The organism is Paenarthrobacter sp. NPDC091711 (assembly GCF_044756605.1).
GTDB lineage: Bacteria > Actinomycetota > Actinomycetes > Actinomycetales > Micrococcaceae > Arthrobacter.
In genome coordinates, this window is sequence record NZ_JBIVTF010000019.1 from 1 (window position 1) to 19,237 (window position 19,237).

General features: G+C 61.1%; 22 protein-coding genes. 13 read left to right on the plus strand and 9 right to left on the minus strand.

Annotated features, from left to right (window positions below; genetic code table 11):
* The 6 genes from ACIQH5_RS20070 to ACIQH5_RS20095 form a co-directional block, all read left to right on the plus strand.
* Positions 1–254: pore-forming ESAT-6 family protein (locus tag ACIQH5_RS20070; protein ID WP_400406885.1), on the plus strand; the 254-nt coding region annotated here is incomplete at its 5' end.
* 30 nt (positions 255–284) lie between these two features.
* Positions 285–656, plus strand: a complete 372-nt coding sequence (locus tag ACIQH5_RS20075) for a DUF6507 family protein (protein ID WP_400406888.1) — start codon at positions 285–287, stop codon at positions 654–656.
* Positions 657–660: 4 nt separating this feature from the next.
* Complete coding sequence (locus ACIQH5_RS20080) at positions 661–3,063, plus strand: DNA/RNA non-specific endonuclease (protein WP_400406890.1); 2,403 nt, start codon at positions 661–663, stop codon at positions 3,061–3,063.
* Positions 3,064–3,696, plus strand: coding sequence for a hypothetical protein (locus ACIQH5_RS20085; protein ID WP_400406891.1), 633 nt, complete (start codon positions 3,064–3,066; stop codon positions 3,694–3,696).
* 578 nt (positions 3,697–4,274) lie between these two features.
* Complete coding sequence (locus tag ACIQH5_RS20090) at positions 4,275–4,619, plus strand: hypothetical protein (RefSeq protein ID WP_400406893.1); 345 nt, start codon at positions 4,275–4,277, stop codon at positions 4,617–4,619.
* A 44-nt stretch (positions 4,620–4,663) separates the two neighbouring features.
* The gene (locus ACIQH5_RS20095) at positions 4,664–5,899 is read left to right on the plus strand and encodes a hypothetical protein (protein WP_400406895.1); all 1,236 of its coding nucleotides are present in this window, start codon (positions 4,664–4,666) and stop codon (positions 5,897–5,899) included.
* A 15-nt stretch (positions 5,900–5,914) separates the two neighbouring features.
* On the opposite strand, the gene ACIQH5_RS20100 is transcribed toward ACIQH5_RS20095, so the two are convergent.
* Positions 5,915–6,220, minus strand: coding sequence for a winged helix-turn-helix domain-containing protein (locus tag ACIQH5_RS20100; RefSeq protein WP_400406898.1), 306 nt, complete (start codon positions 6,218–6,220; stop codon positions 5,915–5,917).
* Complete coding sequence (locus ACIQH5_RS20105) at positions 6,217–6,660, minus strand: hypothetical protein (RefSeq protein WP_400406901.1); 444 nt, start codon at positions 6,658–6,660, stop codon at positions 6,217–6,219. Before ACIQH5_RS20105 ends, ACIQH5_RS20100 begins: the two co-directional genes overlap by 4 nt.
* Before the next feature lie 182 nt (positions 6,661–6,842).
* Here ACIQH5_RS20105 and ACIQH5_RS20110 point away from each other — a divergent pair, with 182 nt between their 5' ends.
* Positions 6,843–8,030 carry a TerC family protein gene (locus ACIQH5_RS20110; protein WP_400406904.1) on the plus strand — a complete coding sequence of 396 codons (1,188 nt, stop codon included), beginning with the start codon at positions 6,843–6,845 and terminating at the stop codon, positions 8,028–8,030.
* Positions 8,031–8,050: 20 nt separating this feature from the next.
* Here the strand turns inward: ACIQH5_RS20110 and ACIQH5_RS20115 are convergent, their stop codons facing one another.
* From ACIQH5_RS20115 to ACIQH5_RS20135, 5 genes are all read right to left on the minus strand, one after another.
* The gene (locus ACIQH5_RS20115; RefSeq protein ID WP_400406907.1) at positions 8,051–8,653 is read right to left on the minus strand and encodes a helix-turn-helix domain-containing protein; all 603 of its coding nucleotides are present in this window, start codon (positions 8,651–8,653) and stop codon (positions 8,051–8,053) included.
* Positions 8,654–8,697: 44 nt separating this feature from the next.
* The gene (locus ACIQH5_RS20120; RefSeq protein WP_400406910.1) at positions 8,698–9,543 is read right to left on the minus strand and encodes an alpha/beta fold hydrolase; all 846 of its coding nucleotides are present in this window, start codon (positions 9,541–9,543) and stop codon (positions 8,698–8,700) included.
* A gap of 28 nt (positions 9,544–9,571) precedes the next feature.
* Positions 9,572–10,567 (minus strand): NADP-dependent oxidoreductase, encoded by a 996-nt coding sequence (locus tag ACIQH5_RS20125; RefSeq protein ID WP_400406913.1) that lies wholly within the window; start codon positions 10,565–10,567, stop codon positions 9,572–9,574.
* Between the two features lie 224 nt (positions 10,568–10,791).
* The gene (locus ACIQH5_RS20130) at positions 10,792–11,403 is read right to left on the minus strand and encodes a hypothetical protein (RefSeq protein WP_400406916.1); all 612 of its coding nucleotides are present in this window, start codon (positions 11,401–11,403) and stop codon (positions 10,792–10,794) included.
* Positions 11,404–11,435: 32 nt separating this feature from the next.
* On the minus strand, positions 11,436–12,800 hold the full coding sequence (locus ACIQH5_RS20135; protein WP_400406919.1) for an MFS transporter: 1,365 nt from the start codon (positions 12,798–12,800) through the stop codon (positions 11,436–11,438).
* A gap of 181 nt (positions 12,801–12,981) precedes the next feature.
* On the opposite strand from ACIQH5_RS20135, the gene phnD reads away from it, so the two are divergent.
* The 5 genes from phnD to ACIQH5_RS20160 are packed head-to-tail and all read left to right on the plus strand — an operon-like array spanning position 12,982 to position 16,946.
* Positions 12,982–13,881, plus strand: a complete 900-nt coding sequence (gene phnD, locus ACIQH5_RS20140) for a phosphate/phosphite/phosphonate ABC transporter substrate-binding protein (RefSeq protein ID WP_400406922.1) — start codon at positions 12,982–12,984, stop codon at positions 13,879–13,881.
* 8 nt (positions 13,882–13,889) lie between these two features.
* Positions 13,890–14,705, plus strand: a complete 816-nt coding sequence (gene phnC, locus ACIQH5_RS20145; protein ID WP_400406925.1) for a phosphonate ABC transporter ATP-binding protein — start codon at positions 13,890–13,892, stop codon at positions 14,703–14,705.
* Positions 14,674–15,543 (plus strand): phosphonate ABC transporter, permease protein PhnE, encoded by an 870-nt coding sequence (gene phnE, locus ACIQH5_RS20150; RefSeq protein WP_400406927.1) that lies wholly within the window; start codon positions 14,674–14,676, stop codon positions 15,541–15,543. Before phnC ends, phnE begins: the two co-directional genes overlap by 32 nt.
* Positions 15,544–15,553: 10 nt before the next feature.
* Positions 15,554–16,321 (plus strand): tyrosine-protein phosphatase, encoded by a 768-nt coding sequence (locus ACIQH5_RS20155; protein WP_400406931.1) that lies wholly within the window; start codon positions 15,554–15,556, stop codon positions 16,319–16,321.
* A complete protein-coding gene (locus ACIQH5_RS20160) occupies positions 16,314–16,946 on the plus strand; it encodes a TetR/AcrR family transcriptional regulator (protein ID WP_400406934.1) in 633 nt (210 codons plus the stop codon). The genes ACIQH5_RS20155 and ACIQH5_RS20160 overlap by 8 nt, the downstream gene beginning before the upstream one ends.
* Before the next feature lie 6 nt (positions 16,947–16,952).
* Here ACIQH5_RS20160 and ACIQH5_RS20165 read toward each other — a convergent pair whose 3' ends face one another.
* On the minus strand, positions 16,953–17,690 hold the full coding sequence (locus ACIQH5_RS20165) for an ANTAR domain-containing protein (RefSeq protein WP_400406937.1): 738 nt from the start codon (positions 17,688–17,690) through the stop codon (positions 16,953–16,955).
* 267 nt (positions 17,691–17,957) lie between these two features.
* Between ACIQH5_RS20165 and ACIQH5_RS20170 the strand changes: the two genes are divergently transcribed.
* Positions 17,958–18,194, plus strand: coding sequence for a hypothetical protein (locus ACIQH5_RS20170; RefSeq protein ID WP_400406940.1), 237 nt, complete (start codon positions 17,958–17,960; stop codon positions 18,192–18,194).
* A gap of 9 nt (positions 18,195–18,203) precedes the next feature.
* On the opposite strand, the gene ACIQH5_RS20175 is transcribed toward ACIQH5_RS20170, so the two are convergent.
* A complete protein-coding gene (locus ACIQH5_RS20175; RefSeq protein WP_400406943.1) occupies positions 18,204–19,223 on the minus strand; it encodes a LacI family DNA-binding transcriptional regulator in 1,020 nt (339 codons plus the stop codon).
* Between the last annotated feature and the right edge of the window lie 14 nt (positions 19,224–19,237).

Consider the following 19,237-nt stretch of genomic DNA (forward strand, 5'->3'; position numbering starts at 1 on the left):
CCGACATCCAAGCCCTCGCCGCGCACCTCGAAACCCTCATCGCCGCCCGCCAAACCGACGTCAACCAGGCCATGGCCGACTTCCGCGCCGACGGCATCGACACCGAATACCAGGCAGTCGAAACCCGCTGGACCTCAGCGGCGGACGAAGTCAAAGCCATCATCGCCCTGGTCCAGACCACCCTGGGCACCAACGACGACACCGCCACCACCGCCGCTACCTCTGCCCGCAACGCCGTGCAGAGCATCGGCTAACCCGCCGGTCTCTAGAGGCAGGTGACTGGTATGGCAGTTTGGAACATAGACATGGCCGCCGCGTCGTCCACCATCAAAGCAACGGCGGCACAGGTCGAGGGTATCCAGCCCTGTCTTGAAGGCATGGGCAAGGCGTTGGAACAGGCCGCGGCCGCGCTACCGGCAGACGCGGCTGTGGTCCTCGCAGCGCTCAATGATGTAGTGGTCCTCGGACTTACACCGTCAGCCAATGAGGTGGTTAGCCGCTCGGAAAACGTCATCACTTCCACCGCCCAAGCGCTGAACTTCTACCAACAAGGTGACCTGACCATGGCCACTGCGGCACAGCGCAGCGCTGGCCAGGTAGATCAACACGCCGTGGCTGCGCCACATGGCGGCCCCGCGAAAATCTTAAGGGACTAAGAACATGTCGAATAGTTCGGATGTTGGCCCCTGCGGGTTGAATCCCACCGGCGGGTTCGCACTGCCCGACGTTGATGCCCTGGACGCTGCGGCAAAGTCGCTGAGGCAGCACGCCGATGAGTTCCTCTCCGGGGTAGCGACCTCGACGGCGGTATGGCGTGGTTTGTCGTCCTCGTATTCCTCGGATGAGTCTCCCACTGTGCTCGCCGCGTTCGGGACCATCATGCCCTCAGCCCAGCGCGTGCAGGGCACGGCTGTTTCGACCTCTGCCGCCTTGGCGACTTTTTCCTCCACATGCCGGGACTTGAAGCTGCGCCTCGAGGCCTACGCCCGGAAGGTTCATGCACTGAACGCTGACATCGGCGCCTTTCCCACATCGGTGGAAAAAGTCACCGTGACCAAAGACCAAGTGATCACCAAACGTGTGGATCAGCATTGGTCCGGGGAAGCCGATCTGACCGCCCGACATGACACGCTCGCCGCCGAAGTCAAAGCCATTCATGACGACTATCTCACGGCACAGAACGAGTGCGCGGGCGCGCTGTCGTCTGTCTCCGGCGGGGAAACATACTCCGCCACCCGCCCCTCCGGCCCTGACTTGAAATCCGGACACTGGCTGGACGACGCCCTCTGGAACGCCGGGACATTTTTAGGCGTAGAACACCCACAGGATGAGCAACCCTGGGGCAAAGCAACAGTCCCTTACCGCCCGAACGGGACGTTGGGACTGCTGCAGGGTTTCGGGGCCGGAGCCATCGAACTCGTCGACGGCGTCCTGACAATCTCCGGCTTGAGCGGCAATGACCTCAAGGAACAACAGGCATGGGCCGGTATGGGCGCCACCGTGGGAGCGCTCGGCACACTGGCCATGACGCCCCTATCCCTCTGGGACGAGCCCCGCAAACAACGCGAAGCCCCGGACGTCCAAAAGGCTTTGGACCTGTTCGGATCCATGGGGCCTGCGTTCATCCACGCCGATGAGGCCGACACCAACGCCAACTGGGCAGCCGGCGCGACGAGCTTTAACATCGCCAGCATCGCCGCTTCCTACGGTGCCGGTGCGGCCGTAAAATCCGGGGTATTGGCCAGCAAAGCCGGGTCCCTGGCCGAACGTCTAAGCGTTGCCACCGTGCAGAGAACAGGCCTCGGGAATCTCTCGGCCATGCTCGGCACCACCGCGAATGGCCTCAACACCACCGGAGTGTTCCTGGCCAAACCCGGCTCACTCACCCTGAAGATCTCTGACATCCTTATGCCAAACACCACGGCCAAGGTCATCAACACCGCAGCCCAGGCCCGCCACGCGGCCTGGACCGCGGTAAGCAGTGCAAAAGCGGCAACCCTAGAAACAATCACCACCGCCAAACATGCGGCGGCCAACGAGCTTGAACGCCTCGCCGACGGAATCCGCGCAGCAGAGGCAACCATTTCGGGTCCGTTCATCCCGCACCCCAGTGGCGTCATGGCCCGCACCAGCATCGACACCGGCTTTCCCGACAAACTCGACACCACCGCCGCCGGTATCCGCCAGAACAATCCACCAGCCGTCACGCCGCCCAAGGCCTCTCCGAGCGACACGTCGGTACCTCCAGCCGCTGCCACGACCATGGCCGAACGTTTCCCAAAGCCGGACAACGTTACCAACACCGTGGTGTATCGGCACGGCAACAGCGCCTTCCCGGTCCACCCCAAGGAGAACTTCGCAGCGCGTACCACTCTTGAACCAAACACTGAGTACATCATCGAAGGTCGCGGCCTGATGAAAGACAGCGCGGGTGAACTGAAGGAAAACACCGTAGAGAAGTACTACACCGATGACACCGGCACAGTCACTCGCATAGATACATACGCAGGGGTAAAGGGCGCTTGGTCCCCTGAACTGAACAAACCAATGCCCAACGTCACCTATAACGTAGTCGCCCAAGTCGACGGCGGACTGCAAAACACGTTCACGCTCATCACCGACGATTTCGCTAAGCCAAAATACATTGCGGCGCATATCACTGGAACGCTCAAGGGTGATATGAATCGCAATGCCTGGCAGCAACTGTTAGCGGGCAGGAAGGTTGGCGGTTCTGCATATGATGGCGGACACCTGATCGCGTCACTTTTTGGCGGTCCAGGTGAGAGCGCCAATCTACTCGCTCAGCACATGTTCCAGAACAGAGGGCACGGCAATCCGAACAGTGATGCCAACGCCTTGGCCTTCTACCAACTCGAGAGAAATCTCTTCACCCAGGCCCAAGAACGCGTCATCTCTGGGCAACCCATAGACTTGCATATGGAAGTAGAAGCCGTCCCGGGTCCCAAGCCAGGGCTTCCAAGCTCGCTGGCTGTCGACTACAGATTCACTGGTGGGCGAGCGGAGTCCGCAGAATTCGACAACCTCGTTCAGGGAGATATCTAAGTGCCTGACTTCAGCAACTCGACCAACAGCAACAAAGTACAAGAAGGTCTGGTGAATCTTCAGAAGGCATGCATGGGTTTAGACGGTGACTTTACTGATGTGGACGAAGTGCTAATTACCCAATATATCTTCGCTGGTTATTCGCACCGGTACGTTGACGTACGTAGGGCTGACGAATGGATGTTTACTACAAACCAGCGTATTCGTCGATCTGAACTGATGTGGTTAAAAGAGCTAAAAAAGGATGCTTACCAGCCGGGAATCGGAAGCTGGGTGACCGCTCAAGTGCATCTTTTCCCTGCAGCTTCCGGTTCTATTCAAGTCTTTGATGAAGAAGTTCAACCGCCAACGGAAACTTCAGGACGCAAAGGAACAGCGGAAGTCATCTCATCCGAGTTACTGGCATTTCCGCGGACGTTAGAAAACATCCCCTCTTGGATGCGGTCCATTCTTGAAGCCGCCCACATGTCACCTCCGCTATACAACCGGGAGCAGGGTACCGTTGACTGGAACAACATGCGCCTACCAGTTACCGACTATGGTACGGATTTTTCCAAGGATCCTGCAGTCATCGACTCTTCGGATGAACCGGGTGTCTTCGCCAAAATCAGCAAGAAGCTGTTCGGAGCATAGACGACCGAGACCGGTCAGCGGTGTTAGGCCAACTACAGCCAGTCGGAAGTCTTGTCACCCTCCAGGCCCTGCCGCCGCGTTAAAAGAAGCCCAGGTCTTGAAACTGAATCATCTATGAGCGCCATGGACCACGGAGTTCGCGTCGGTAGGGGGTGGCTGTGCACCATAGCAATTTGGTCGGAACACCTGCAACGGGTCTCTTCGATTCCGCGTTGGACGATATAGATCTCGACGTGCAGTTGGGCGGGCGGGAAGCGGCACCTCGGGATGTGGCGGCGAGGATTCTAGCGACGCTTCCGATTCTCGAGCAGCTTGATACACGCCCGATGGAGTGGGTTGGAATTCCCCAAACTGCTGGGCAGATCGCAGGATCCGACACTTTAGGACGCACCGTCGAGGAGCTCGTCGAACTTGTTGTAGCCGGTGCCCGAAAGGACGATGCCGGGAGCTTTCACCCAAGTTGGGGCTATTTCGTGCAGCTCATCTCATACGTCAAAGGGACGGAACGACGTACAAGCCCGTTTCACGCTGCCATTAGCGATGGAGCGCACCACGGATCCTCCAGCGATTCGTTCTCATTGACCTTTGAGAAAGCGCAGGTGCAGGGTAAAGACGCCATCGTCGAGACCTTTGCGTCATTGGTGGGGGTCTGGAGACCCACACACGGCGGCATCTTCGGCTACGAAGTCAGCCGACGAAGACGCGGGGAACAAATCTGGTACCCGCCAGTCGGCGCTCTGACGTACTCAGCGGCAGACAGCCGCTACGTGCTACCCGACAACGAACTCGTAGAGTTGCGCCCTCTGCCACATGGGGTGCTGGCCGTGCTCAAGGAGTGGTCCTTGGATGCCGTCCTCGCGTACGGCGAGGCCTTCAGGGCTGTCAACGACGGTATCCCCCGCAGAGCTGACGGGACCGGGTAGAAATATGCTTCCACCAGGGAGACTGATCAGAGAAGGGCGACACTGTGAAAGAAGACGGCCACACAATCTTTGATCCAGCTTTGGGTACGCTGAATCTCAGGCTCCAATTGGGTGTAAGGGCCGACTCGGCACATGAGATTGCTGCGACAATCCTTGCCAGCGTTTCGGTACTGGAGCGGCTCGATCCAAGGCCTATGGAATGGATCACGGTCACCAGAGCCGCTCCGGCCACCGCGGGAGGCGACTTCCTACCCCGAAACATTGACGAAGCAACGTCACTAGTGGAATCCGGGGCCCGCAAGGATGATGCGGGCAAGTTCTATGAAGGCTCTGGTTACTTCGTTCAGTTAGTCTCTTTTCTAAACGGGACCGACCGCAGTGTGAGCCCCTTTCATGCATCGATTGCTGACGGAGCGAGTGACGCCCCCTCCCACAACTCCCTCAAGCTCACCTTCAAGCAGGCGATGATTCCGAGTCGGGAAACCTTCGTAGCCTGCTTGGTTGAGCTCTTCGATCTATGGCTCCCTGAGAGGGGTGGCCTCTTCAGCTCCGCAATAACCAGGAACAACCGAGACCAGCCCATCTGGTACCCACCAGTTGGGGTTGTCACCTATTTCGCTAACGACAGCGGCTACGTCTTCCCGGAAGACCCACTAGTCGAACTGCGCCACCTACCGAACGGCACCCTGGCGGTCCTCAAGGACTGGACCTTGGACGCTGTCCAAAAATACGAAGCCGCATTCAGAGCCGTCAACAATGGCATCCCGAACGAGCGTTCGGCAGTTAGGAACCACATGCGGAACACCGACTCTAGCAACCTAGGTAATCAGCACAACGGACTCCTCCAAGAGCAGGAGGCATTCGACAGGTTGGGCGTTCTACTTCACGGATTGCTTGGGCCGGGCGATGAACGAATAGAACTCACTGCCAGCGTGACCACGTCCACCAACGAGCAGCATTTTTACATATTCAACCCGAACGGCCGGTTCTCCTCACAGAATGGGTCCTTCAATGATCACGGCGGAACCTCTGAGGTATCGCGGGCCATTAAGGCTCTCCGAGAGGCGTCCTACCGGGTTGGTTCCGGCACATGGTTCGGAGTTCACTTCGTTGTCACGGCATCTGGGAACCCTACCGCCAACTACAACTTCGATCACGAGCCAGAATGGGATTTCCCAGTGGCTCCCGCCGTGTATGTCAGGGATCAGCTGAAGTATCCGCGAGATGAGCACCGGCAGCCGGAGTGGCTTAAGCAGAAACTCCGCGAGGCAGGAATTTAGCCGGGACCGAAGGACCTAGCCGCCCGCGATGTCCCGGAGCGTCTGCAAGTGCGCCGCCCACACGTCCCGCCCGGTACCCGTCAGGCTGGCCGAGGTCCGAGGCATCTTCCCGGCGAAACTCTTCTTAATCTTTACGAACTCGGCCTTCTCCAGAATCGAGAGCTGCTTGCTCAACACCGAGTCACTCACCTGAATCGCGTCCCTCAGGTCCTTGAAATCCAATGACTCAGCTTTGGAAAGGGCGGCCATGATGGAGAACCGGACCGGCGAGTGCACTACCTCGTTGAGCTGGTGCCGCGGGTGTTCCGCCGGCGTGCTCATGCGCGCAGCTCGCGGAACGCGGCCGCAAGGCCAACGGCAGCCAGGGCGATCGCAGCCGGAATAAAGAACCAGAGGTTGCCGTCCCGGAAGAAATACGCGCCGCAGAAGAGGGCCACCACATAGAGCGCGAAGTACCCCAGAAGAGATGTCAGGAAGCGCTTGGTGAAACCCGCTTTGGTGGACCGTTGGAACATTGGCCAGATGCTTGCGGTAATTGCGCCCCAGGCTCCCACGGAACAGGCCAACAGCGCCGCGCCGTAGCCGCCAACCAAAACAATGTGCATCCCGATCATCAGCAGGGAACCAATAATCGCGAGGCTGGTGAACGTGACAGCCACCGGCCAAGCTGCCGCGTTGATGGAGGAGGCGCCCAGTGAATCCGCCCGTGCAAGGAGTTCCTGTGCTTCGGCTGCTGACATCTTGCCGGTGGTCTCGTTCATGGTGTCCCCCAAAGTTTGTGCGGATCGATACCCCCACCCTAAGAAAGTACTTTCCAAGTTGTCAAGTACTTTCCCATGGCAGTCGAGTTACCAACAACCCCGCCAATCCCGGTAAATTTAAACCCACGAGTTTGACCCTCGGTGAGCAACACCAATCGCGCGCCTCACGAAAGTAGGATCACATGACCGTCTCTCCCCTCATCTGGGGCATCACCATCGTCGTCATTCTGGCGCTCTTGGCCTTTGATTACTTCTTCCACATCCGGAAGGCCCACGTCCCTTCGCTGAAGGAAGCGGCCATCTGGTCCTCCATCTATGTGGGACTCGCGATAGTTTTCGGCATCCTCGTCCTGATTTTCGGCGGCGGCCAAATGGGGTCCGAGTACTTCGCCGGTTACATCACGGAGAAGGCCCTTTCGGTGGACAACCTCTTCGTGTTCCTGATCATCATGGCGAGCTTCCGGGTGCCGCGTGAAGATCAGCAGAAGGTCTTGCTCTTCGGCATCGTGTTCTCCCTGATCGCCCGCACCGGTTTCATTTTCCTTGGCGCCGCACTCATCAACTCGTTCGCCTGGGTGTTCTACATCTTCGGCCTCATCCTCCTGCTGACGGCAGGCAACCTGCTCAAGCCCGGCGACCACGGGGACGGTCAGGCCAACAACTTCATCATCCGGCTCGCCAAGAAGCTCTTCCACACTACGGATAAGTACGACGGCGACAAGCTCTTCACCGTGGTCAACGGCAAGCGGGCCCTCACTCCCATGCTGCTGGTAATGGTGGCCATCGGCGGCACGGACATCCTCTTCGCCTTGGACTCCATCCCGGCAATTTTCGGCCTCACGCAGAACGTCTTCATCGTCTTCACAGCTACCGCATTCTCATTGATGGGTCTGCGCCAGCTCTACTTCCTGATCGACGGCCTGCTGGACCGCCTCATCTACCTCTCTTACGGCCTGGCAGCCATCCTGGCATTCATCGGCGTCAAGCTGATCCTGCACGCCCTGCACGAGAACAACCTGCCGTTTATCAACGGTGGCGAACACGTCAACGTCATCGAGATCACCACCGGCCTCTCGTTGAGCGTCATCATCGGCGTCCTGATTGTCACCGTGGTGCTCTCGCTGATCAGCCCGGCCGGCAAGGCACAAACAGCAATCAACAACGCCCGCCGTCACGCCGTCGATTATCTGGACCTGGACTACACGGCCGATGCCAACGAACGCGAGCGCATCTACCGCGCTTTGACCGCCGAGGAAGCGCAGATTGTGCAGATGCCGCTGAAGTACCGGAACAAGGCCAAGGACGTGGAGACCATCCGCGAGCAGGTGAAGGAAGCACACCGCCAGCACGAGGAGTTCCTCAAGCGCTAAGGACCGCGAAAGCTAAGACGTCAGGCGCCCAGGAGCACGCTGATCTGATCCCGGATCTCGTCGCCAACCTGGGCGTCTGTCATTTCGATGGTGGCCGAGGACGTCATGCTGATGAACATGATGGATGAGACGATCCGTGACAGCTTCTCCGGCCCGCGGGCCACCAAATGCTCGTCCCGGCTGAAAACCTCTGCGGTTGCCGCCTCGGTTTGGATGGTGAGCGACAAAGCCTCTGCATGGTGCGGCTCAGCAGGATCACCGAAGACGATTTCCCTGAGATAAGTGCGGCCGTTCTCTATCTGGACGCGGTTACATTCAATGATGGGACGAATGATGGCCATCACCGCGTCGAGCACCGCGACTTCAGCTGCAGCTGCATCCACCCCGGCGGCGAGCGCCTGGGCATATTTGGCGTTGTGCACCAGCAGCAGCAGCTCCGCCTTGGTCTTCGCGTACAGGAACAAGGTTCCCGATCCGACGTCGGCCTTTTCAGCCACCTGCTGGGTGGTGACTTCATCCACTCCGTACTGGGTGAAAAGTTCTCGCGCGGCCGCGGTGATGCGGTCAAGCTTTTCCTGCTTATTCCGCTCACGTCGGCCAAGTGTTGGGGGCGCAGGCTGCATTTAGCTACCGTATCAGCGGGCCGACAAATCAGCGGCTCGACAAATCAGCGGCCCAGGAATTCGAGGGCTACGGGGATGAACCTGTCGTGGAACTGGAAGATGCCGCCGTGCCCGGAGTCGGGGTAGATGACCAGCTCGCTGCCGGGAATCCTTCGATGCATGTCGCTGGACAGTACCGAGGGCACCATTCGATCGTTGTCGCCGTTGGCTATCAGCGTCGGTTGGGTGATCACGCCAAGATCGGCCGACGGCGACAGTCCCCACTTGCGGATGGCTTTCAGTTGCGTCTGGAATGCGCCGAGCTTGATGGGCGCCTCCTGGTTAGTGGTGCGTTCTTTGAGTCGATTAATGAACGCCCTCGCTGCGGGTTTGCCGGTGGCGTTGCGGTTGAAGAAGAGGAACTCTTTGGGGTCCTGCCGGGTGAGGGTTCCCCGGAGGACATCGACATAGGTGGTGCCGATGATCTTTTCAATGCCCTTCCCACCGGCGGGGCCCGTGCCGGCCAGGACAAGTTTCCGGACGAGGCCGGGGTGTTTGAGCACCAGCGACTGGGCGATCATGCCGCCGAGTGAGAATCCAAAGAGATCCACGGTGGAGTAGCCAAGGGCCTGAATGAAGGCGGCAGCGTCATCAGCCATGGCTTCGATGCTGTCCGGTACGGATCCTGTGGAGGCGCCGACTCCGCGGTTGCTGAAGGTGATCACGTGGTGCTTCGCCGCGATGGGTTCGATGATGCGTGGATCCCAGTTGTCCATGGTCCCGGCAAGGTGAATCAGGAAAATTACCGGAACCCCACCTTTGGGCCCCATCTCGCGGTATGCATAGCTGATGCCGTTAGCTGTAACGGTATTGGTGGGCGCGTGGAAGTAGTTGTGCTGTTCAATGCTCAAGAGTTTTGTCCTGTCTGCGTGTTTGTGGCTAGAGGTGACTAACAACGGTCTTGCCGCGGATGCCGCCCTTATCAAGCGCGGCCAGGACCTCTGAGGTCTGATCAAACGGGACTACCCGCCCCACTACGGGCTTGATGTCTCCGGCATCGATGAGAGCCGCTATTTCCCTCAACTGGCCACCATCAGCGCGCATGAAAAGGAACTCGTAGCTGACCCCTAAGCGGCGGGCTTTGCGCCGGATGCCGCTGCTGAGCAGGGTCATGGCGCCCAGCAGGACTGGGTTTCCGCCCAGTTGGCGTGCGAAGCCGGCATCCGGAGGACCAGCGATGCCTATGGCTTTGCCGCCCTTCTTCAGGACGGTGAGGGAGCGCTCAAGGTTCTCGCCACCGAGGCTGTCCAGGACGAGGTCATAGTCATGAAGAATCTCTGCGAAGTCCTCGGTCCGGTAGTCGATCACCACGTCCGCGCCCAGCTCCCGCACGAAGTCCTTGTTCCCGGCGCTGACGGTAGTGGCCACCGTGGCACCCAGGTACTTGGCGAGCTGGATGGCAATGGATCCCACTCCCCCTGCACCCGCATGGATGAGCACCTTCTGGCCAGGCCGCACGGAGCCCCTTTCCACCAGCGCCTGCCACGCGGTCAACGCCACCAGCGGAAGTGAGCCTGCTTCTTCCATGCTGATGGTGGCCGGCTTGATGGCCAGGTCTCCCTCGGCCACGGCGATGCGCTCCGCAAACGTGCCAATGCTGTCATTACCGGGGCGCGCAAACACTTCGTCGCCGGCTTTGAAGGACCGCACCTTTGCCCCGACCTGAAGGACGACGCCCGCCACATCGTGGCCCAGGACCTGCGGCAGCTTGTAGGGAAGGATCTGCTTGAACTCCCCCAGCCTGATCTTCTCGTCCAACTGGTTCAGGCCTGCTGCTTTCACGTCGACCAAAACGTCATGATCTCCGAGAACAGGCTCGGGGACGTCCCGCTGCTGCAGTGGTTCTTTGTAGTGGGTGAGGACGAAGGCTTTCATGTGGGTTCTCCCATGATTAGATTTCTGACTTGACTCAATTATGAGCGCACTCAGTATCTTAAGCAAGCAACAGCCGTACATACGTACCGCTCAGAGGGCAACGACTTCCTCTCAGGCCTCGCCCAACGCATCGCTTCGCGGCCGCGACCGTCAATCACACGTGGATTGCAGAACAGCGACGCCGGACGTGACGCCGTCGTGTCTTAACGACGCCGGTCCTCACCTCACAGCGTCCCAGCAGCTCCGTGGTGCGTCGTGGCGTACAGGTCAATCACGTCAGTCCAAGACCATTTGACGTCGACGCCGGGCACCGCCTTTTTGACGCGAGGTTCAGACACCCAGCTGGCCGGCACCACGTGCAACGCCAAGGACATGGTTCCCGCTTCCTCGGACCCAGCCCAAACAAGTGCGAGCCCTACTGCCTCGGAGTACGTCCAACAATCAACGTGAGTGGCCCCCGCTGAACGGAGGGCCGCCGCATATGAGCCGATGCTGTCGGAGCTACGCGCATCCAGATCCAGCACCCGCCAAGGTCCTGCCCAGTACATGCCAGCGGACTGCACCCTGGACGCAAACGCGGCGATCTCGCTCGAAGAAGCGGCCGGGTTGTAGCCGCTGCGGGGATCACCCCTCCATGCGAGCGGCAGGATCTTGACGAATCCGCGCACCAGAAGGGGGTTGTTCGGAGATATCCATCCGTCGCGCTCAGCCTCTAGCACACCCGCTGGCAACCCGTCCGGCCCCAGCATCAGGGTGCGTCCTTCGAACGGCAGCATGGCTCCCGCGGACAGGGATTCCGGGCCGAAAGAGCTCTCGCCATCCCTGTGCAGGTCCATGTCAAAGTCCACTGATCGAACCAACGCTCCCCCTAAACCGCGGGCTTCCGCCACATCACAGCCAGCACCAGCACCACAGCACTGAGCCCGAGCATCACCAGAACCATGATCCCCCAGTTCGCCTGGTTCACGCCCGGGCCGTACAAGACGCCGATCAGCACAGTGGCGGTGATGGCCCCAAGGTAGCGGCAGGTCTGGAAAATCCCTGCAGCCACTCCCCGCTCTTCGGGTCGGGCCGAAACGTACAGGCCTTGGTTCGATGCCGTGCTCACCACGCCATACGGAACACCCATCAAGGCAGTAAGCACGAACACCAGCGGCGCCCACAACGTCATGGTCAGGAAGCCCAGCGTTCCCGCCGCCACCGTCAGAATCAACACCCCGGTGATCAGTACGGGACGCACGCCGAACCGCTCAATGAACCGAACGGTCAGTGGCGTCACCACAACCGACAACGCCGCAAGGGGAAGCATGAGCAGGCCCACCACTCCGGCGTCGTAATTCCCTGCCTCCTGCAGCAACTGCGGAAGGCCGAAGAACGCGAAGTAGTAGACGCCGCTGAACACCACAAACAGCAGATAAACCAGCAGCAGCGGCCGGTTCCGGCCCAGCAAACGGAGGTCCAGGAACGGCGGCTGGAAACGCAGCTCGCGCCAAGCGAACAGCGCGCCGATGACCGTGGCGGCGCCCAGCAGGTACCAGCGGTAGCCGGGCAGCACGTTGAGCAGGGCCATCATGGCCAGCATCAGCGAGGTGACGAACGCCAGGATGCCGGGGATGTCGGAATCGCGGATCAGCTGGCCGAGTTTGCCGGTCTCGCGCCCGGTATCTGCGGGCGCGGTCTGGCGGACAACCAAGAGAGCCAACAAAGCAATGGGCACGTTGATCGCGAACAGTGCCTGCCATCCCACCAGGCTCACCAGGAGCCCGCCCACTACGGGGCCAATGGCGGCCGCGGACGTATTCGCCATCTGGATCCGCCCCAACGGCCGTGTGGAGGGCAAGTTGGCCAGCCGGCTCAGCTCGGTGACCATCACGACGGCGGACGGGTACGCCGTCGCGGTCCCTACAGCCATGAGGGCGCGGGCTACGCAGACCAGCGCGAAGTTGGGGAGGAACGGTGCGACGGCGCAGGTGACGGCGACCAGCGCCATGCCGAACATGAACAGACGGCGTGGCCCGAAGCGGTCAGCGAGCCGGCCCATCAGGGGTTGCCCCGCCGCGGACGCGAGGTAGAACGAGGTGATCACCCAGGTGACGGTGGCGACGTCGAGCTCGAAATGTTCGCGCAGGACCACCAGGGCCACGGCGATCATGGACGAGTTCAGCGGATTCAGCGCCGTCCCGATGCTCAGCGCGGCAATCGCGAGCCCGGGGCGTGGTTTTTTGGCGGTCACCTGTCCAAGTCTGCTCCATGGTTGCCTCGGGTCACGAAACGGGGTCACTGGGCGGACTGCGGGGGCAATCCCAAACAGTTAACCTTCCCGCCATTTCAAGTACGGCAGTCTCGTAATTCCGATTCAGATACTGCTGGTTTCGTAATTCCCGTCACCCCAACACATGACGGAAGGCACCACCATGCACGCTCGTGCAGGCATCATCGCAACATCATTCATCGGCCTCCTGGCCATCGGCGCCCTCGCTGGCTGCTCCGGCGACGCGAACGCAGCCGGCTCCAACAGCACAAAAACAGAGCTGGTCTTCGCCACCCCGCCAGGTACTGACGACCCCGACGAGCAAGCCCTCATGGGCGAACTTTCCACCATGGTGGGTGAAGCTTCCGGCCGAACCGTGAACAACCTCCAGCCGGCCGACTACCTCGGCGTCGTGGAAGCTGTCCGCAACGGATCCGTGGACGTCGCGGTCCTCAGCCAGTTCTCTGCGGCCCTCGCGTACAAGACAGAAAGTGTGGATCCTCTTCTGGTGTGGCCCGCCAGCACGGAACCCGCCAGCTTCTGCCTCGCCAGGAAGGACAGCGGCATCCAGTCCGCGGCGGATGTGAAGGGCAAGCAGGTGGCCTTCATCGATCCTGGTTCCACCACCGGTTACTTCATGCCCAAGTCGCTGCTCGCAAAAGCCGGCCTCACCGACGGCACCGACTACAAGAGCACCTTCGCCGGCTCGCATGATTCCGCTGTCCTGGCCTTGGCGAACGGCAAAGTTGACGTGGCCTGTACCGCCAGGCAGCTCTACCCCACCTTCGTCCAGAAGGGTGTCATCAAAGAGGACGAAATCACCGTCATCGCCAAGTCCGATCCCATCCCGGTGGGCATCTCCATTGTTGTCCGCAAGGACTTGGACAACGAGGCCCGCGAAGCCCTCAAGGCCAAGCTTCCCGCACTCATGACCGGCAACGAGAAGATTTCCAAGACCTTTGGCATCACCGGCGAACCCACGGCCGATCCGGAGTTCAGCACCTACGCTCCCCTGGTGGACGTGGCGGAGTCCATCGGCGTGGACCTCCAGGACATCCGATGAGCGTGTTGATGCCTGTTGAACTCACGACGACGGCACTCACCTCGTCGGGGACGCCCACCTTAGGCGCCACCCCCACCGTTCGGGCGCGTCGGCTGAGAGTCCAGTACGGCGAGCAAGTTGCGCTGTCCGGGATTGATCTGGACGTGTACCCAGGAGAGGTGGTCGCCCTGTTAGGCCACTCCGGCTCCGGCAAGTCGACGCTTATGAAAACCCTCACGGGCATTGCACCTTTCACCGCCGACACTCTGGAAGTTGCGGGACGTCCAGTAGCCGAGCAGAACGCAACGGGCCTGCGGGAGCTGCGATCCGACGTCGGGTATGTCTTCCAGCACTTCAACCTGGTGCCACGCCTGACCGCCCTGACGAACGTCCTCACAGGCGGCCTCCACTCAGCAGGACCCCTCAACGTGCTGGGAACATTCAGCAGGGCCCAACGGACCATGGCCCTTGACCTGCTGGACCGGGTTGGCCTGGCGCATAAGGCAAAGCAGCCTTGCCGGAGCCTCAGTGGCGGTGAGCAGCAGCGTGTTGCCATTGCCCGGGCGCTGATGCAGCAACCGCGGCTAATCCTGGCCGACGAACCCGTAGCTTCACTGGACCCGCGCCTCGCTGGGAACATCCTCGGGCTACTCCGCGAGATCGCCCGCGAGGAACAGATCCCCGTCATCGTCAGCCTGCACGTCGTCGGACTGGCCCGCCGATACGCCCACCGGGTCCTCGGGCTTCACTCAGGCGAGCTCGTGTTCGCCGGCCCCGCCACCAACATCACCGAAAAGGAGGTGCACCAGATTTATGGAACAGACACTGAGCTCCTCGAAAACTGAGACTGCCCCGGAAAAACCGGCTGAGAAAACCATCCACACCACCCTCCCTGAAGCTGACCGCCTCCGCCTTTCCCGCCCCTTCGGCCTCCCAACTCCACGCGGCGCCGCGCTCTGGGTGATCATTGCGGTGGTGCTCATCTGGGCCGGAATGGGCGCCGGGTTCAATCCCGAAAAGCTCCTCAGCGGCATCCCGAACATGGGCAACTTCCTCAGCCGCCTGTTCCCGCCCACCTTCGACAAATTCGGCATCATCATCAAACTGCTGGTGGAGACGCTACAGATGGCCCTGGTGGGAACCGTCCTCGGCGCACTCGCGTCGCTGCTGCTGAGCTTCGGCGCGGCCAGCAACATCGCTCCACGCTGGGTGTACACCTCCTGTCGCGCCGTGCTGAATGTACTACGCTCCATTCCCGAGCTGATTTTCGCTCTCATGTTCGTTTCCGCAGTGGGTCTGGGTCCGTTCGCCGGCATCCTCGCAATCGTCCTTGGCTCGATTGGATCCATCGGCAAGGTCTACGCCGAGGCCATGGAATCCGTGCAGCCTGGGCCTGTGGAAGCGCTCACCGCGGTGGGTGCCAACAAGCGGCAGATCATCAGCTACGCAGTCCTCCCCCAGGCCGCTCCGCTACTGGTCAGCTACACACTGCTCCTGTTTGAAGGCAACGTCCGCGGCGCCACCATCCTTGGGTTGGTGGGCGCAGGCGGCATCGGTTTGGAGCTCACTACCGCAATGCGCATGTACGATTACGGACACCTTTGCGCCATCATCATCAGCATCGTGGTGCTGGTCACCATCATCGACCGGGTCAGCGCGTTCATCCGTGCGAAGCTCAGCTAGGAACACACTCTTGGAAACTCTCGATCTCGCTCCCGTCAACCTGCGCGACCTCGGCGGCCTGCCCGTTTCCGGTGGTACCGTCCGCCCCGGCGTGCTGCTCCGCAGCGATGACGTCTCCGTGATGCCCGCAGCTTTCGCCCAACAAATGATCGACGACGGCGTCACCTCCGTGATCGATCTCCGCTCACCGGAAGAAGCACTCATGACCGGCCGCGGCCCGTTGACGGTGCCCGGGGTGAACTATCACCACCTCGCTTTGACCGCCTCGGTTTCCTCGCCGGAAGACATCAGCCACGAGATGATGTCCGCCGCCACTACTCCTGCACATGTTGGCGCCTGGTACGCCAACCTGCTCGAAACCCAAGCCCGGCAATTGGCTCTCGGCGTCACCCTGGTAGCCATGGGCGAGGGCACAACCGTCTTCCATTGCGCGGCAGGTAAGGACCGCACGGGAGTGTTCGCCGCCGTCGTGCTTTCCGCTCTGGGTGCCGCCCCTGAGACCATCTCCGCGGACTATGCAGTGACAGCCACCCGCCTGCCGCAATTGTTTCCGCGGCTCCGGGCGATCATGGGCGGGCTCATGCCGGACCGTGTCCTGGATGAGGAAGCCATCAAGGGCATGGGCGCCATGATGGGGGCGCATGCGGAATCGATGGAGGCCATGCAGCGGATTCTCGTGGAACGCCACGGGAGTGTGCTGGAACCGATCCGGCAAGCTGGTCTTTCGGAGGCGACCATTGCCAGGCTTCGCGAACGACTGGTGGTCGACGATGCCTGATGCCGCAGTTGCCGTGGAACCTGTTGTTGCGGAGCGGCGGCCGGGCCGCCCACGCGACACCGCACTGGAAACCACGGTCCTCTCAGCCACGGTGGAGCTGCTGCTGGAACGCGACACCCGGGACGTGACAATTTCGGCCATCACGGAGCGTTCAGGCGTAAGCCGCGCCGCACTGTACCGGCGCTGGAGTAGTCGCGAGGAGCTCCTGGCCGCGGCCTTGGACAGTGTTCGGTCCAGCATCGGCCTCAAACGCGGGAGCACCACGCTGGAGACCATCCTCGCCTCATACGAGGAAGCGGCAATCGACGTGGATGGCACCGTGGGCGCGCTGGTGAAGAAGCGCATCGCCATGGGCCTGGAGAATGATGACCTCCGCGCCTTGTCCTGGAACCGGCACGTTTCCCGGCGCCGCGAACCGATTGCTGAGGAGATTCGACGCGGCATCAGCTCAGGTGAGCTCGCGCCGGACGTGGATGTGGAGGCGATGATCGACCTCATCAACGGACTGTATTACTACCAGTTCGTGGTGCGGCCGCGGGGCACAGACGCGCCCTCCGTGGAAGCTTCACGGAACCGCGTGCGCAATGCCGTGACGCTGGTGTGGGAGGGCGCATTGCTGCGGTAGATCCGGTTACTCCTCGAAGTGCGTGGTGATCTTCCCGGACGAGACAGCGGAAATAATCGACTTTGCGAGGTGCCGGAGCTTGATGTTGCGGTTACTCGAAGCCGTACGAAGGATGGTGAAGGCCTCTTCCTGGCTGCAGTGGTTCTGCGCCATGATGGCCCCCACCGCAAGGTCGATCACAGTGCGGGACTGCATGGCTGCCGCAAGATCGTTCCGGGCGTCACTCAGTTGCGCGATCTTCAGGGCGAGCCGCAAGGACTTTGAAGCGTGGGACGCGAAGACTTCGGCCCGCTCGATGTCGTCATCGTTGAACGCGTCCGGCTGCTCGGAGTAGAGGTTCAACGCCGCACGTGTATCGCCTTCCACCAAGAGCGGCACGCTGAGAATGGATCGGAGGCCGGAGTCCGAGGCGGCCTGTACATACCCGGGCCAACGGTGCTCGCGAAGAAGGTCCGGCACCATCACTGGGGTGAGTTTGTCCATGGCCGTGAGGCACGGACCATCAAAGTCGTTTTGGAGCTCGTCCATTGCTTTTGCGCGATCGTCGCTGCTGGCTGCGCTGGCAGCCTTCTTGCGACGCAATACGGTGATCCCGCAGAAGACGGGCGTTTGGTGGTGAGAGAGGCTTTCGGCGGAGAAAGCCGCGAGATCGCCGAGAAAAGCTTCGACGTCTTCGCTGCCCAGGACGAGATCCAAAAAGTATCCATTCTGGAGAGCTTCCTGCTCAGGGCGGGGGTTGACCATGCACGTTCCTACTGACTGAAATGCGTCCCCAGCAGACAGCAAAGGAGCGAATATTGCCGCCCTCTGCAAAACGGTCTGGCAATACCTTATCGTCCAACGATCACCGGTACAAAGTGCGGCCCGGGCGGTCTTGACCTGCGGATACATGAACAGCGAAGAGGATTTTGTCAACCCAGTGAAGGCTTTCGTCTGCACGATTAGGTAAGTATGCTTACTAATGCAATCCGCGGTCCGGCTACGGACCATTCGTGCAAAGGAGTCGTTCTGATGGGCGTAGAAGACAGCATCCGCAAGGCCACCGAAAACGCAATGGAAGACCTGGCAGGCACCTCCGATCCCGTGGACGACGGTCACGTCCCGGAGCCAGGCGAGAAAGACGACGACATTCAGGTTCACTCCTCCATCAGCGAAGGCTCCAACGCCATGGACGAGGACCACTCCCCGAACAACACACAGACGGGTCGCCACCGCGCCGAAGGGTTGCCCGACGGCGGGCGCGACTAGGAAGCAGCGCTAGGAGGCGGCCGCCGTCGAGCCCCTCACCACCAGTTCCGTTCCCAGCTCGATGCGCTGCGGCAATTCCTCGTCACCTTCGAGGTGCCTTAGCAGCGTACGCATGGCAGTCTCGGCCATCTGGACTACTGGCTGGCGGATGGTGGTGAGGCCGGGTTCGATCCATTCCGCGGCGGGGATATCGTCAAAGCCGATGATAGAGAGATCCTCGGGGATCCGCAGCCCGGCCGAGCGAGCGGCGCGGTACGCTCCAAGGGCCTGCGCGTCGTTGCCGGTGAAGATCGCTGTGGGCCGCTCCGGGAGTGCCAGCAGGGCCTCGGTCCCCCGGGCTCCGGACTCTGTGGAGAAATCGCCTGGCACCATCAACGCAGAATCAACATCAAGTCCTGCACGGCGCAGCGCCGCCACATACCCATCCTCACGGGCACCGCTGCACTGGAGATCCTCACGCCCACCGATCATGCCGATCCGCGTATGCCCGAGCTTCAACAAGTGCTCGGTTGCCGAGAACGCCCCGTCCCAGTTGGCGGCACCCACTGTCATGAGATCCGGTCCCGGCTGCCCGACTGGGTCGATGAGGATCACGGGGATACCGAGGGACTTGATCCGCTGGATCTGCTTGGAGTCCAGTTCGTATACGGCGAGCAATACGCCGTCGGACTTTCGCTCCGCCAGGTTCGCCAGCCAGGGCCGGATGCGCGAGCCATCCAGCGACAGGCTGCTGACCACCGTGCCGTAGCCGGCTTCCTGTGCCACGCGCTCCACGCCCTCGATGATTTCGCACGCCCACTCCGAGCCCATGCCAGGGAACACCAAGTCAATGAGCCCGGCTTTCTTGCTGCGCTTGGCAGGCCTGCGGGCGTAGTCGCGCTTGGCGATGATCTCTTCCACCTTCGCCCGCGTGGCTGCCGCGACGTGGGCATGGCCGTTGAGGACCTTGGAAACCGTTGGCACGGACACTCCGGCCTCGCGCGCGATCTCGCTGATCGTAGCCCGCCCCGAGTCCTGCTTGGTCACCATATGTCCCCACCTCT

Bases quoted from the DNA above. Each gene is read 5' to 3' on its own strand.
- ACIQH5_RS20130 (WP_400406916.1), bottom strand. From the start codon at position 11,403: ATGGACCTGCACAGGGATGGCGAGAGCTCTTTCGGCCCGGAATCCCTG.
- ACIQH5_RS20115 (WP_400406907.1), bottom strand. From the start codon at position 8,653: ATGCAGCCTGCGCCCCCAACACTTGGCCGACGTGAGCGGAATAAGCAG.
- ACIQH5_RS20110 (WP_400406904.1), top strand. From the start codon at position 6,843: ATGACCGTCTCTCCCCTCATCTGGGGCATCACCATCGTCGTCATTCTG.
- ACIQH5_RS20125 (WP_400406913.1), bottom strand. From the start codon at position 10,567: ATGAAAGCCTTCGTCCTCACCCACTACAAAGAACCACTGCAGCAGCGG.
- ACIQH5_RS20100 (WP_400406898.1), bottom strand. From the start codon at position 6,220: ATGAGCACGCCGGCGGAACACCCGCGGCACCAGCTCAACGAGGTAGTG.
- ACIQH5_RS20105 (WP_400406901.1), bottom strand. From the start codon at position 6,660: ATGAACGAGACCACCGGCAAGATGTCAGCAGCCGAAGCACAGGAACTC.
- ACIQH5_RS20170 (WP_400406940.1), top strand. From the start codon at position 17,958: ATGGGCGTAGAAGACAGCATCCGCAAGGCCACCGAAAACGCAATGGAA.
- phnC (WP_400406925.1), top strand. From the start codon at position 13,890: ATGCCTGTTGAACTCACGACGACGGCACTCACCTCGTCGGGGACGCCC.
- ACIQH5_RS20080 (WP_400406890.1), top strand. From the start codon at position 661: ATGTCGAATAGTTCGGATGTTGGCCCCTGCGGGTTGAATCCCACCGGC.
- ACIQH5_RS20075 (WP_400406888.1), top strand. From the start codon at position 285: ATGGCAGTTTGGAACATAGACATGGCCGCCGCGTCGTCCACCATCAAA.
- ACIQH5_RS20175 (WP_400406943.1), bottom strand. From the start codon at position 19,223: ATGGTGACCAAGCAGGACTCGGGGCGGGCTACGATCAGCGAGATCGCG.
- ACIQH5_RS20160 (WP_400406934.1), top strand. From the start codon at position 16,314: ATGCCTGATGCCGCAGTTGCCGTGGAACCTGTTGTTGCGGAGCGGCGG.
- phnE (WP_400406927.1), top strand. From the start codon at position 14,674: ATGGAACAGACACTGAGCTCCTCGAAAACTGAGACTGCCCCGGAAAAA.
- ACIQH5_RS20165 (WP_400406937.1), bottom strand. From the start codon at position 17,690: ATGGTCAACCCCCGCCCTGAGCAGGAAGCTCTCCAGAATGGATACTTT.
- phnD (WP_400406922.1), top strand. From the start codon at position 12,982: ATGCACGCTCGTGCAGGCATCATCGCAACATCATTCATCGGCCTCCTG.